13 protein-coding genes are annotated in these 12,548 nt (G+C 66.1%); 5 read left to right on the forward strand and 8 right to left on the reverse strand.

All coding sequences use genetic code 11. The features are described from left to right. Positions 1–52: 52 nt before the first annotated feature. Both ACLB0R_RS00260 and ACLB0R_RS00265 read left to right on the forward strand, forming a co-directional pair. Positions 53–838 carry an ATP-binding cassette domain-containing protein gene (locus ACLB0R_RS00260; RefSeq protein WP_416641140.1) on the forward strand — a complete coding sequence of 262 codons (786 nt, stop codon included), beginning with the start codon at positions 53–55 and terminating at the stop codon, positions 836–838. Then, entirely contained in the window at positions 835–2,376 is a 1,542-nt protein-coding gene (locus tag ACLB0R_RS00265; RefSeq protein ID WP_416641142.1) for an ABC transporter permease/substrate-binding protein, read from the forward strand. The genes ACLB0R_RS00260 and ACLB0R_RS00265 overlap by 4 nt, the downstream gene beginning before the upstream one ends. Positions 2,377–2,431: 55 nt before the next feature. On the opposite strand, the gene ACLB0R_RS00270 is transcribed toward ACLB0R_RS00265, so the two are convergent. The 6 genes from ACLB0R_RS00270 to ACLB0R_RS00295 form a co-directional block, all read right to left on the reverse strand. Beyond that, positions 2,432–2,710, reverse strand: a complete 279-nt coding sequence (locus ACLB0R_RS00270; RefSeq protein ID WP_416641144.1) for a hypothetical protein — start codon at positions 2,708–2,710, stop codon at positions 2,432–2,434. 182 nt (positions 2,711–2,892) lie between these two features. Further along, the gene (xth, locus tag ACLB0R_RS00275) at positions 2,893–3,663 is read right to left on the reverse strand and encodes an exodeoxyribonuclease III (protein WP_416641145.1); all 771 of its coding nucleotides are present in this window, start codon (positions 3,661–3,663) and stop codon (positions 2,893–2,895) included. A 7-nt stretch (positions 3,664–3,670) separates the two neighbouring features. Beyond that, on the reverse strand, positions 3,671–4,006 hold the full coding sequence (erpA, locus tag ACLB0R_RS00280) for an iron-sulfur cluster insertion protein ErpA (RefSeq protein WP_416641147.1): 336 nt from the start codon (positions 4,004–4,006) through the stop codon (positions 3,671–3,673). Between the two features lie 43 nt (positions 4,007–4,049). Then, the gene (locus ACLB0R_RS00285) at positions 4,050–5,234 is read right to left on the reverse strand and encodes a M23 family metallopeptidase (protein WP_416641149.1); all 1,185 of its coding nucleotides are present in this window, start codon (positions 5,232–5,234) and stop codon (positions 4,050–4,052) included. Between the two features lie 226 nt (positions 5,235–5,460). Continuing rightward, a complete protein-coding gene (locus ACLB0R_RS00290) occupies positions 5,461–5,928 on the reverse strand; it encodes a peroxiredoxin (RefSeq protein ID WP_416641150.1) in 468 nt (155 codons plus the stop codon). Next, on the reverse strand, positions 5,925–8,615 hold the full coding sequence (locus ACLB0R_RS00295; RefSeq protein WP_416641152.1) for a bifunctional [glutamine synthetase] adenylyltransferase/[glutamine synthetase]-adenylyl-L-tyrosine phosphorylase: 2,691 nt from the start codon (positions 8,613–8,615) through the stop codon (positions 5,925–5,927). Before ACLB0R_RS00295 ends, ACLB0R_RS00290 begins: the two co-directional genes overlap by 4 nt. A 120-nt stretch (positions 8,616–8,735) precedes the next feature. Between ACLB0R_RS00295 and ACLB0R_RS00300 the strand changes: the two genes are divergently transcribed. Continuing rightward, complete coding sequence (locus ACLB0R_RS00300) at positions 8,736–8,873, forward strand: hypothetical protein (protein WP_434953642.1); 138 nt, start codon at positions 8,736–8,738, stop codon at positions 8,871–8,873. Here the strand turns inward: ACLB0R_RS00300 and ACLB0R_RS00305 are convergent. Both ACLB0R_RS00305 and ACLB0R_RS00310 read right to left on the reverse strand, forming a co-directional pair. Continuing rightward, on the reverse strand, positions 8,855–9,508 hold the full coding sequence (locus tag ACLB0R_RS00305) for a sigma-70 family RNA polymerase sigma factor (RefSeq protein ID WP_416641156.1): 654 nt from the start codon (positions 9,506–9,508) through the stop codon (positions 8,855–8,857). The genes ACLB0R_RS00300 and ACLB0R_RS00305 overlap by 19 nt on opposite strands. Before the next feature lie 122 nt (positions 9,509–9,630). Further along, positions 9,631–10,434 carry a response regulator gene (locus tag ACLB0R_RS00310; protein WP_416641157.1) on the reverse strand — a complete coding sequence of 268 codons (804 nt, stop codon included), beginning with the start codon at positions 10,432–10,434 and terminating at the stop codon, positions 9,631–9,633. Positions 10,435–10,662: 228 nt separating this feature from the next. Here ACLB0R_RS00310 and ACLB0R_RS00315 point away from each other — a divergent pair, with 228 nt between their 5' ends. Next, entirely contained in the window at positions 10,663–10,827 is a 165-nt protein-coding gene (locus tag ACLB0R_RS00315; protein ID WP_416641158.1) for a NepR family anti-sigma factor, read from the forward strand. Between the two features lie 5 nt (positions 10,828–10,832). Beyond that, positions 10,833–12,464 carry a sensor histidine kinase gene (locus ACLB0R_RS00320; protein ID WP_416641160.1) on the forward strand — a complete coding sequence of 544 codons (1,632 nt, stop codon included), beginning with the start codon at positions 10,833–10,835 and terminating at the stop codon, positions 12,462–12,464. Positions 12,465–12,548 lie beyond the last annotated feature (84 nt).

Genomic DNA, 12,548 nt, shown 5'->3' on the forward strand with positions numbered 1-12,548 from the left:
TCCCCACTCATTGGTTTGACGTTGGCGGCGTCATCCCGCATCACCGGCACCAATGCCAGCACAATCGCGCCCGCAGGGCCCATCGGTGAGCTTTGAGGGCGTGAGCAAACGCTATGCCGGCGGCGTGGATGCCGTGGCCGCCCTATCGCTTCAGATCGCCGCCGGCACGTTCGTGGCGCTGGTCGGCGGCTCGGGATCGGGCAAATCGACCTTGCTCAAGACGATCAACCGGCTGATCGAGCCGAGCACCGGCCGCGTGCTGATTAACGGTGCACCCGTTGCCGACGCCGAGCCGCATGAAGTGCGCCGGCGGATCGGCTATGTCTTCCAGAATGTCGGGCTGTTCCCGCATTTGACCGTCGCCGAGAATATCGCGATCGGCCGGCGGCTGATCGGCGAGCGCGACAATGCCACGCGGGTGGCGGAACTGCTCGATCTGGTCGATCTGCCGGCGGACGTTGCCACGCGCTTTCCCGATGCCTTGTCGGGCGGCCAGCGCCAGCGCGTCGGCGTCGCGCGCGCGCTCGCCACCGAGCCGGGGCTGATGCTGATGGACGAACCGTTCGGCGCGCTCGACCCCGTCACGCGCGATCAGCTTGGCCACGCGGTGCGCGCGCTGCACGACCGGCTTGGCCTGACGACGATCATGGTCACCCATGACATGGCCGAGGCGCTGCTGCTCGCCGATCGCGTGCTGGTGATGGACGCGGGCCATATCGTCGCCGACGCGACGCCGGCCGATCTGCTTGCCGGCAAAGGCGGGCCGGTCGCCGACGCACTGGTCGCGGTGCCGCGCGAACAGGCGCGGGCGCTGGCAGCGCTGGAGCGGAGGCAATGAGCCCCTTCCTCGCCGCTTTCACCCGTGTGCCCGATCTGCTGGCGCAGCATCTGCTGTTAGCGGCCTCGGCGCTCGTGCTAGGCATGGCGATCAGCCTGCCGCTTGCGGTGTGGTCGGCGCGGCGGCCGGCGGTCGCGCGCGCGGCGCTGGGCGTCGCCAGCCTGATCCAGACGATCCCCAGCCTCGCGCTGCTCGCGCTGTTCTACCCGGTGCTGCTGTCGATCTCGGCGCTGGTCGGCGGCGGTATTCCCGCGCTCGGCTTCCTGCCCGCGATGCTGGCGCTGACGCTTTATGCGCTCCTGCCGATCCTGCGCAACGGCGTCACCGGCCTCAACGGCCTCGACCCCGCCGTGATCGAAGCGGCGGACGGCGTCGGCATGACCGGCTGGCAGAAGCTGCTGCTTGTGGAGGCACCGCTCGTTTCGCCCGTGCTGATGGCGGGCATCCGCACCGCCGCCGTCTGGACGATCGGCGCGGCGACCCTCTCCACCACCGTCGGCCAGCCGAGCCTGGGCGACATGATCTTCGCGGGTCTCCAGACGCAGAACTGGGCGCTGGTGCTGGCGGGCTGCGTCGCCGCCGCCGGGCTGGCGCTGGCGGTCGATGCGTTGCTCGGCGTGATCGAGCATGGCATCGCTTATCGCAAGCGCGGCCGCGCCTTCGCCGCGCTCGCCATCCTCGCGGCGGGGATATTGGCGGCGCTCACCCCGATGCTGCCGAGCCGCCAGCCGACCGTCACCATCGGCGCCAAGGGGTTCGGCGAGCAATATATTCTGGCGCGGCTGATCGGCCACCGGCTGGAAGCGGCCGGCTATCGGGTGCGCTACAAGGAAGGGCTCGGCTCGGCGGTCGTGTTCGGCGCGCTCGCGAGCGGCGATATCGACGCCTATGTCGATTATTCGGGCACGATCTGGACCAACCGGATGCACCGCATCGATGTGCCGCCCCGCGCCGCGATCGTGGCAGGCGTGTCGCGTTGGGTGGAGGCAACGGATGGCGTGCGGCTGATCGGCGCGCTGGGGTTCGAGAATGCCTATGCCTTCGCGATGCGCGGCGATGATGCGCGGCGGCGCCACATCCACTCGCTCGACGATCTCGTCGCACAGGCGCCGTCGCTCGATTTCGGCGCCGATCTCGAATTTCTGGAACGGCCCGAATGGGCGGCGGTCAAGCGCGCTTACCCGCTCAATTTTCGCTCGGCGCGCGCGTACAATCCCACCTTCATGTACCGCGCGATCGAGAGCAAGCAGGCGGACGTCATCTCCGCCTTCTCGTCCGACGGACGCATCGCCGCGCAGCACTTGACGGTGCTGGCCGACCCTAAAAACGCCATTCCCGGCTATGACGCCATCCTGATGGTTGCGCCTGCGCGTCGCAATGACAGTCGGTTCATCGAGGCACTGACGCCGCTCATCGGCCGCATCCCGGTCGACCTGATGCGCCAGGCCAATTACATGGTCGATCGCGACACCGACAAGCGCTCGCCCGACGATGCCGCGCGCTGGCTGGAAGCGCGGCTCGCCGATACGCGCCCCTAATCGAAAGACGGTCCGCGGCGCGGGGGCACGCGCCGCGGACCGGAGACATCACCCGTCAGCGATCGGGATGGGTGATATCGACCCCTTGCGCCGCCCATTCCTTTTCGGTCAAGCAAGTGCGGTGGGGGATGCGCGACCCCGTGGTGGTTTCGACGACGCAATAAACTGTCGGCTTTTCGGTCTTGGTCGGCGATGCCTGATCGGTCGGTGCGACGACGGGCTTGCCGCCGCCCTCCCCGGGCGTCGCGGCGCTGGCGGGAATGGCGGCCACCAACAGCCCGCTGGTGACGCCCGCGATGATGCTGAAACCGATACGGCGATAATCGACTGACATATGCTCCTCCTCAGGTAACGCCCCCTGGCGCTACCGGAGTGCATTAGTCATGCCAAACAGTGGAATATTGTTATTTCAGTGAGTTAAGCCGTTTCCGCTCAAAGTGGATCGGCTTGTTCTTTGCCAGCGATTGGTAACGCTTGCGTATTATTGGTGTAGATCGCCAGCACGCCGGACTTCGGCTAGCGCAGCGAAACCCAGGTCGGCGCGTGGTCGCTTGCCTTGTCGCGACCGCGATAGTCCTTGTCGACGCCGGCATCGATCAGCCGGTCGGCAGCTTGCGGACTCAGCAACAAATGGTCAATGCGAAAACCCGCATCGCGCTGCCAGGCACCGGCCTGATAATCCCAGAACGTCCAGATGCCGCCGCGCGGGTGGCGCGTGCGCAACGCATCGGTCCACCCTTGTGCCACCAGGGCTCGGTAACCGGCGCGGCTTTCCGGCTGCATCAGCGCATCGTGGGCCATCGCGCGGACGGAAAACACGTCGTCGTCATTGGGAATGACGTTGTAATCCCCGGCGAGCACCGTTGGACGCTCTTCGGCGAGCAGATCGCGCGCGCGGGCGGCGAGCCGTTCGATCCAGCGTAACTTATAATCGAATTTCGGCCCTGGCTGGGGGTTGCCGTTGGGCAAATAGATCGAAGCGACAACCAGGTCGCCAACCTCGACCTCCAGATAACGGCTATGATCGTCCTCATCCTCACCGGCGAGCCCGCGCTGGCGCTCGACCGGATCGGCCCCCTTGGCGAGCAACGCGACGCCGTTAAAGCCTTTCTGGCCGTGCCATACCGCGCCATAGCCAGCGGCGCGGATGTCAGCTTCGGGGAACGTCTCGTCGCTCGACTTGAGCTCTTGCAGGCAGACGATATCGGGCTGCTGCTCGGCCAGATACTCGATCAGCCGGGGCAGTCGCGCCTTGATGCCGTTGACGTTGTAAGTGACGATCTTCAAGCGCTTGTCAGACCGAAAAGCTCGATCCGCAGCCGCAGCCCGACGCGGCATTGGGATTGTCGACGCGGAACGCAGTGCCGCCCAGGCTCTCGACGAAATCGACGCGCGCGCCGCGAACCAGATCGAGGCTGATCGAATCGACAACGAGCTTGACCCCCGCCGTCTCGGCCACGCGATCGTCGGTTTCGACGCCGTCAGCCAAGCCGAAGCGATATTGGAAACCCGAGCAGCCGCCGCCTTCGACCGACAGACGCAGGATGGCGGGCTTGTGCTGGCGCTCGGCAATAGCGGCGACGCGCGCCGCAGCAGCGTCGGTGAGCACGAGGTCGGGTTGATCGGTCATGCCACGAAGATAGGGCGCGACCCCGCGCGCGGCAACCGCTTGCTTACTGAACCTGATCCGCCGCCGGGCCGCCAACCGCAACGCGCGACTGCTGCGCGCGCTGCTGGACCGAGGCGAGATAAGCGTTGGTCTGCAGGAACGGGATCGGGTTGACCGCCTTGCCGTCGATCCGCACTTCATAATGCAGATGGCTGCCGGTCGAGCGGCCGGTCGAGCCCATCAGCGCGATCAGCTGGCCGCGCTTCACGCGAGTGTTGGGGCCGATGAGAATCTTCGACAAATGGCCATAGCGCGTGGCGATGCCGCGACCATGGTCGATCTCCACCATGTTGCCATAGCCCCCCGCCCGCTCAGCGCGCGACACGACGCCGTCGGCGGTGGCATAAATCGGCGTGCCGATCGAGCCGGGGATATCGACGCCCGGATGCATCGCCGGCGTGCCACGGAACGGGTCCGAGCGGACGCCGTAGAAGCTGGTGAAGTTGATGTTGGCAACCGGCTGGCCCGACGGAATGGCGATGACGCCCTGCTCGAGCGAGTCGAGCTTCTTCCATGTCATGAACAGCGAACGAAACTGCGCGTCGGCATTGGCGTCCTCGGCGCTCTGGTTGGTCGTGACCGGCTCGTAAGGGCCGCCCATCGCCGGCATCCGGGGCGAGAAGCGCTCCGGCGCGATGCCGAGCCGGCGCACTTCGCCGACTGCGATCGCGTAGCGGTGCTCGGTAAGCTGCCGGGCGCGGACCGCCATCGCGACCTGATGCGCCTCGACCTTGCGCAGCGGCGCGATCACGTCGGCGGCGCGCGCGGCGGTCTCGCTGTCAATCACCGGCGCGTTGAGCGCGAGCCTGGCATCGGCCGTTTTGCCTTCTACGACCGCTGCGATCAGCTTTTGGCGCTGCTCGACGCGCTGAGCCTGGGCCGCGGCGGCACGCTTGATCGCCTCGACATCTTCATGCAGCGACTGCAGCTTGGTCTGGAGCTGGACGACCTTGGCTTCGGGCGACAGCGGCGTGCCGAGCGCGCCGGAAGCGACCACGGCGCCAGCCGCAGCCTGGCCGACACCATAAATCGAGAAACACAGAGTGACGCCAGCGACGGCGGCAACCGCGGCCTGGCTCCGCCCACTGACGCTGAACCGGCGCAGGTCGCGGCCATCATGGAGGATGAAATCGCGCGTCTTAAATTTGCTCTGCAGTTGCGCGAGCGAAATCGACCTGATTTTCGTCATTCTACCCCGGCGACCCAATCGGCGCTTTAATTGTGCGCATAGCCGATGGACGCCCCCCGTCCCCGGCAATTGGGTCATGGCAAAGATGGGGGCATGTCGGCAAGCGCTGTGCCGAAAGTGCAGGGTGAGTTGCGGCTCTGGCGCGGCGAGTCGTTGGAACCGCGACGCTTGTCCCGGACTGGCACGATTTCGGCCCGTGAGTGTACGCCGTTCGTTCCGAATCGGGCTACGCGATCCTGCGCAGCGACTCCAGCACTTCGATCGCGTGGCCCGGCACCTTCACCCGCCGCCATGCGCGCGCGAGCTTGCCATCCGATCCGAACAGGAAGGTCGAACGGTCAATGCCCATATAGGTTTTGCCGTACATGCTCTTTTCGACCCACACGCCGAAAGCTTCCATCGCGCTGCTGTCAGCATCGGTCGCGAGCGGCACGGTCAGATCATATTTATCGATGAATTTCTGATGCTTGATCGGTGAATCTTTAGACACGCCGATAACTGCCGCTCCCAGCGCCTCGAATTCCTTCAGATGCTGGCTGAAATCCTGCGCCTCGCGCGTGCAGCCCGAGGTGTCGTCCTTCGGGTAGAAGTAGAGCACGAGCGGCTTGCCGACAAAGCTGCTGAGCTTGATCGGCTGGTTATCGATGCCGGTCAGCGTGACATCGGGGATTTTGGCGCCTTCCTGCAAGCTCATGCTCGTGTCGCTCCTGTCGATATGCGGGTCCAGAATGCCGCCACTTCCTGCCGCACAGCGTCGAACGAGGCAACAGCCCCTGCCCAATCGGCCGTACCCAGCGCACGCGCAATGACAGCGCGGGTCGCCGGCGATGGCGGCTGGGTATCGGGCGCGACCAGCCGCACGGTGACGAGCAAGCGCATCAAGATTTGGTAGGCGCTGCCGACAGACGGCGGGCACAGCCCGGCAGCCTTCAGCTTAGTAATGGCACCTTCCAGGTCGGGATCGAAGCCGACCCGCTCGGTCAACTGCAGTACATGCACTGCAAATTCGAGATCGACGAGGCCACCGGGCAACAGCTTGGCGTCAAGCGGGCCGGTTGGCGGTTTGTGCTGAGCGATATCGGCGCGCATCGCCAGCGCATCGGCCGCGATGTCGCGGGCGGGGCGATTGCCGGCGAGCACTTCCCCGATCACATTGCTCGCGGCCTGACGCGTCTCTGGCGAGCCGAACACCGGGCGTGCGCGGGTGAGCGCCATATGCTCCCACGTCCACGCGCTTTCGCGCTGGTAGCGCGCGAATCCGTCGAGCGACACAACCAGCGGCCCTTGCGCGCCCGAGGGTCGCAGCCGCGTGTCGATCTCATAGAGCGGCCCCGAAGCGGTCGGCACCGACAGCGCTGCACTCAATCGCTGGGCAAGCCGGTTGTAATAATGGACCGCGCCGAGCGGCTTCTCCCCATCCGATTCCGCCGCATAATCGCCGGTGAAGAGGTAAATCAGGTCGAGGTCGGAAGCATGGGTGAGCGCACCGCCGCCGAGCCGGCCCAATGCCAGCACGACGAGTTCGCTATCGGGCACCTTGCCATGACGCCGCGCGAAATCGACGACGGTCGCATCCGCCAGCGCGACGATCGCGGCTTCCGCAACCCGCGCATAGCCTTTCGCGACATCGAGCGGATCGGCTGCGCCGGCGACGATCTGCGTGCCCAGCGCGAACCGTCGCTCATTGACGATCCGGCGGACGTGATCGAGCACTGCCTGATAATCCGCGTCGGCTTCCGGCACGGTCATTTCGGCGATCAGCCGGTCGACTGGCGGCACCGGATCAAGCGCGCTGGCATCGATCAACCCGTCGAACAATTCGATCCGCCGGCCCAGCGTTTCGGCAAGTGGCGGCGCGTGGCTGAGGATTAACCCGAGCAACCGCGCCAGCGCCGGCTGCGCTTCGAGCAACCGGAAGAAATTGATCGCGCTAGGCAGCTTGGCGAAGATGCGATCGAGCCGCGCGAGCGCTGCTTGCGGATCGGGCGCGCGGCCCAAGGCCTCGATCAGCCCCGGCAACACGGTATCGAGCGCGCCGCGCGCTGCCGATCCCCGTAAGGCCGGATAGGTGCCGCTGCGCCATTGCTCGACCAAACGCTGCGCCGCGGCCGGGTCGGCAAAGCCTTGTGCAGCGAGCAGCGCCCCTAGCCGCCCCTCGTCGACCGGCGCCTCGCCCTCGCCGGCATCGAGCGCGTCGTAACGCTGTTCGACTTGCGCGACGTGCGGCGCGAGCAGGTCGAGCAAATCCTCGCCGCTCTCCAACCCATGCAACTGCGCGACGCCGTCGAGCGCGGCGCCTTCGGGCAGATGATGTGTCTGGCGATCGTCGATCATCTGCACGCGGTGCTCGATTGTGCGGTAGAGTGTGTAGGCCTCGCTGAGGATCGTGGCGTCTTCGGGAGAGATAATGCCCGCTGCACCCAGCGCCGCGAGCGCGTCGCGCGTCGCGGGCGCGCGCAATTCCGGGTCGCGGCCGCCGTGAATGAGCTGGTGGATTTGCGCGAAGAACTCGACCTCGCGAATGCCGCCGCGCCCGCGCTTCAGGTCCCAACCCGGCCCGAAATGCTCACCGGCGCGATAATGGTCGCGAATGCGCCGCGAAATGCCCCGAATTTCCCGAATCGCACCGAAATCGAGCGCGCGCCGCCACACGAACGGGCGGATCGAGGCGAGGAAGCGCTGGCCGAGCTCGACATCGCCCGCCGCGGCACGTGCGCGGATGAAAGCGGCGCGCTCCCACGGCAGCGCCATCGACTCATAATAAGTCGTCGCCGCATCGACCGACAGCGCGATCGGCGTCACCTCGGGCGATGGCCGCAAGCGCAGATCGACGCGCAGCACATAGCCGTCGCCATCGCGCGCCTGGAGCAGCTCGACGACGCGCCGCGCGATGCGAACTGCGGCTTCTTCCGGCGCCTCGCGCGAGCGACAGGGCAAGGTGGCGGGATCGTAGAGCAGGATGGGGTCGATATCCGACGAATAGTTGAGCTCGCGGCTGCCCTGCTTGCCGAGCGCGATCGCGGTGAACCCCGCCGGCACCGCCTCGGGCGTCCGCTCGACAATCGCCGCACGGATCGCGGCATCGAGCGCGTAATCGGCGAAATCGCTGAGCGACGCGGTGACGGCAGTCAGATCGAGCAGTCCCGCGAGATCGCCGAGCGCGACGACCAGCGCCAGCCGCCGTCGCTCGATCCGCAACCGCTGCGCGACCGGCATGGCGACGTCGTCGATCCGCAGCGTGTCGGCAGTCGGCAGGTTGCCCATTGCCATCTGGTCGACCAGAGCCGGCTCCAGGTCGATCAGCCGCGCGAGAAAAGGCGCGTGTCGGCGCGCCCGCGCAATCGCATTATTCAGCGCTTCAGCATCATCCTGGGTCGTCACAGCCCATAAGCCGTATGAGGTGCCACGAAACGAAACCGTCGCCCGGTCGTTATATGGTTCATGTCACCCCCGAACGCCTTTTCCACCCACCAGATAGCGCGCAGCGGCGACGGCGCGGTCATGGTCGATCGTCCGGGCGTGGTACAGTCGATCGGGCAGACGCTCAACCGCGCGTTCGATTGCGCCGATGGCATGCCCAAGGAATTGGCGGACTTGCTTGGCCGGCTCGACGACCTGGATCAATGCGACGAGCGGTGATCGCGGCTTAGATCGTTCACCTCGTCGATAATCGCATCGAGTGCCGAGCGTTTGTCATCGCCGTTGGTCGAGTTTCGCGACGCAAGCTCGCTGCCTGCCATCAGCGCATCGAGCGCTGCACGGCCGCGCGCGACGCGGCTCTTGATCGTGCCGACGGCAACCCCGCAGATTTCCGCCGCTTCCTCATAGGCAAAGCCGCCGGCGCCGACGAGGATCAGCGCCTCGCGTTGCGGGGCGGGGAGCTGCATCAGGCCACGCTGAAGATCGGCAAGCTCGATCTGCTTGTCCTGGCCTGCCGGCGCCGCGAGCACCCGATCGGCGACCAGATCGTCCCATTCACCGTGAAAGCGCTGCCGGCGCATTTGCGACAAATACAGGTTGCGCAGGATGATGAAGGTCCAGGCGCGCATGTTGGTGCCGGCATGGAAGCGGTCGCGCGCCGCCCAGGCGCGCATCAGCGTATCCTGCACCAGATCGTCGGCGAGGTCGCGATTGCCCGATAGCGAGCGACCAAAAGCGCGAAGGTGCGGGATCACCTCGCCCAGCAGCCGCTTGAACTCGGCGTCGGGCAAGGCAACGCGATCCGCCTGATCGGGCACGACCGGCTGACCGGTATCGGTGGCCGGCACCGTCATGCGCCGCTCATCGCGTTGCCCGCGCCCAACGGCGCGTGAGCGGACCAGATTGGTACAAGACTGTCACGATCTGTCATCGCCCCATCAACCCGCGAACGACTATCGGGTTCCGGCGATTTGTTTCAGGCCGCCGGAACCGTCGCGGAGTCGAAGAACAATGCCTGGCTGATCGCCGCCTTCACCGTCGAGCGCTGGAAAGGCTTGGTAATCAGGAACGTCGGCTCGGGCCGCTCGCCGGTCAGCAACCGCTCGGGGAACGCCGTGATGAAGATGACGGGCACGGTGAATTCGCCGAGAATGTCCTTCACCGCGTCGATGCCCGAACTGTCATCGGCAAGCTGGATATCGGCAAGCACCAGGCCCGGCCGGTCTTCCATCGCCAGCGCCACCGCCTCGTCGCGCGTGACCGCAACGCCGGTGACTTCATGGCCCAGATCGCGAACGATCGTCTCGATATCCATCGCGATGATCGGCTCGTCCTCGATGATTAGCACGCGCGCGCGGGTCTGGCGCTCGATCTCGCCCAGCGCCTCGGCGACCAGCGCCTCAACCTCGCCATTATCGACATCGATCAGATAGGCCGTGTCTTCGGGCGAAAAGCCTTCCATGGCGGTCAGCAGCAGCGCCTGGCGCGACAGCGGCGTCATCCGCGCGAGCCGCGCCTTGGCGATCGCTTCCGCGTCGCCGATCGCGTCTGCACCCGCGCCGTTGAGTGTTTCGTGGTTCACCGAGTTCCAGATGCCCTGGAACATCCGGTACAAGGCAAGCCGGGGATCGACGTCGCTGGGAAATTCAGCCGGCGCAGCAACAATCGCTTCCAGCGTCGCGCGTACATAATGATCGCCCTGTGGCTGGCTGCCGGTCAACGCGCGGGCATAGCGGCGCAAAAAGGGGAGATGCGGAGCAAGTTGTTGTCCAAGCGGCATAATCTGTAGCTACTCCCGGTAATCCGAACCCGTTGGCGCCGGTCGGGGAGTGTCGTTCCCCGCCCGTCATGAATTTTTACGCCGTAGAGGGAACCATTGAAAGGCAAATTGGTTTCACGCCCATGGATATTTGTTGCGCGAGTGCATTGACGGCTTGTAGGGCGAGCGGATCAAATTTGCTGTTTTCAACCAGTACAGCGGGGCTGAGCGGTAACAGGGATTTGGGCGTTGCAACCGACTGACCGATCTTCAAAGAAGCAACCAGCCGGGCAGAAAGCTGAGCGTCCCAACGACGCCGGCTCGACCGGGGCTGCCTTGCGCAAGGTTTACCAGCGTGCGGTTGAGGAAGAAATTCCGGCGGAAATGCTCGACCTGCTGAACAAGCTTACCTGAGCGCCGTGCCGGGGGAAACAAGCGACAGCACAGCGCCGGCGGCGGCCAGGTCGGGCCTGCGCGAACCCAGGATCGGTAACGCCAACGGCATCAGTGCCGCGCTCGACAGGATTGGGACCGGCGCCAAGCTGTTCCTTATCCTGAGTGCCGCGTTGTTGCCGCTCGCGCTGATCGCGATTTATGCCACCGCGCAGACCAGCCGGCTCGCCGATGAGGAGATGCAATCGCGGCTCCGCATCGCCTCGGCAGAAGCATCGCGGGCGCTGGCGATCGAGCTGGGCGGCGACACCAATGCCCTGCGCGTTACGGTTGCCGGGCTCGAGCAAGCGCCGCAGGACCTGACCAGCTGCGCGCGGGCCCGCGGGGTGTTCGCCGAGCAGACCGCGCAAGGCGCTCGCTTCGTCATTACCGATGCGCGCGGCCAGATCTGGTGCGCGAGTGACGAGCGGACGATCCCGGTCTCGCCGCCAACGCCGCGTGCCGGCGCGACAACCGCCGCGGTCGGCCCCGACGACAGCCTGGTTCTCGCAATCGCCAGCCCGCGCGGCGCGCTGGTTGCGACAGCGCTTTACCCGCGCCCGTTCCTCGCGTCGGTCGCCAAGCCGGCGGGCTATGTGCACCCTTTCGCGACCGAGCTGGATGTCGGCAGCGCCAAGCTGGTGCTGCAACCGCCAGCGCCCGGCGAAACCGTCGATCAATCGGCAGCGATCCGCGCGCCGATCGGGATCGCCGATATCACGCTCGTCATGCGCGCCCGCGCCGCGCCGCTCACGTCCGCGTTGATCGTGGCGATGGTGTTGCCGCTGATGATGTGGCTCGCCGCGATCAGCATTTCATGGTTCGTCGTCGAGCGCGTGCTGATCCGGCCGTTGCGGCACTTGACCCAGACGGTCGCGCGCTATCAGCCGGGGCAGGAAATCGACCCCGCCATCCGCCCGACCATCCCCGCGCAGGAAATTCGCGCGCTCGGCGAAACCTTCCGCGCGATCAGCCGCACCGTGATCGATCACGAAGCGGGGCTCGCCGAAGGGCTGATCCGCCAGACCAAGCTGACCCGCGAAGTCCACCACCGGGTGAAGAACAACCTGCAGGTGATCTCCAGCCTCATCAATTTCCACGCGCGGGCGGCGCAATCGCCCGACGTGCTCGCCGCTTACGCCTCGATCCAGCGCCGCGTCGACGCGCTGGCTGTGATGCACCGAAACCATTATGCCGAGCTCGAGGTCAATCGCGGCCTCAACATGCGCTCGGTGCTGGGCGATCTCGTCTCCAACCTGCGCGCGACCTTGCCCGACAATCTGGCCGGGGTGACGATGACGCTCGACGTCGAGAGCGTCTACACGACGCAGGACGTCGCGACGCCGCTCTGCTTTCTGGTGACCGAGCTGGTCGAGCTGGCGATATCGGTCTCCGCATCGGCGGCGCTGCGGGTCAGCGTTTCGACCGAGGGGCTCGAGAATCGCGCGATGCTGGCGATCCGGTCGACGGCGCTTGCTGCCTCGTCCCTGCTCGATGAACTGCTCCGAACGCGCTATGGCCGGGTGCTCGAAGGCCTGTCGCGCCAGCTGCGGACGCCGCTGATCAAGGACCCTGATGGCGTCTTTTCGATCGCGTTCCAGATCACCGGCCACGACTGAAATTTTTTTGATCGGTGCGGAACCGCTTTTCCAGTCGCTCGTTTAGGCTTCGGATAGCGGCAATGCCCCCCGCTCCCGCTATCC

The sequence above is a fragment of the Sphingomonas sp. GlSt437 genome (genome assembly GCF_048015635.2).
GTDB lineage: Bacteria > Pseudomonadota > Alphaproteobacteria > Sphingomonadales > Sphingomonadaceae > Sphingomonas.

What these genes read in the sequence shown, in the direction of transcription:
- ACLB0R_RS00260 (WP_416641140.1), top strand. Translation starts at nt 53, where the DNA reads ATGCCAGCACAATCGCGCCCGCAGGGCCCATCGGTGAGCTTTGAGGGC.
- ACLB0R_RS00265 (WP_416641142.1), top strand. Translation starts at nt 835, where the DNA reads ATGAGCCCCTTCCTCGCCGCTTTCACCCGTGTGCCCGATCTGCTGGCG.
- ACLB0R_RS00270 (WP_416641144.1), bottom strand. Translation starts at nt 2,710, where the DNA reads ATGTCAGTCGATTATCGCCGTATCGGTTTCAGCATCATCGCGGGCGTC.
- erpA (WP_416641147.1), bottom strand. Translation starts at nt 4,006, where the DNA reads ATGACCGATCAACCCGACCTCGTGCTCACCGACGCTGCTGCGGCGCGC.
- ACLB0R_RS00285 (WP_416641149.1), bottom strand. Translation starts at nt 5,234, where the DNA reads ATGACGAAAATCAGGTCGATTTCGCTCGCGCAACTGCAGAGCAAATTT.
- ACLB0R_RS00290 (WP_416641150.1), bottom strand. Translation starts at nt 5,928, where the DNA reads ATGAGCTTGCAGGAAGGCGCCAAAATCCCCGATGTCACGCTGACCGGC.
- ACLB0R_RS00300 (WP_434953642.1), top strand. Translation starts at nt 8,736, where the DNA reads ATGGTCGATCGTCCGGGCGTGGTACAGTCGATCGGGCAGACGCTCAAC.
- ACLB0R_RS00305 (WP_416641156.1), bottom strand. Translation starts at nt 9,508, where the DNA reads ATGACGGTGCCGGCCACCGATACCGGTCAGCCGGTCGTGCCCGATCAG.
- ACLB0R_RS00310 (WP_416641157.1), bottom strand. Translation starts at nt 10,434, where the DNA reads ATGCCGCTTGGACAACAACTTGCTCCGCATCTCCCCTTTTTGCGCCGC.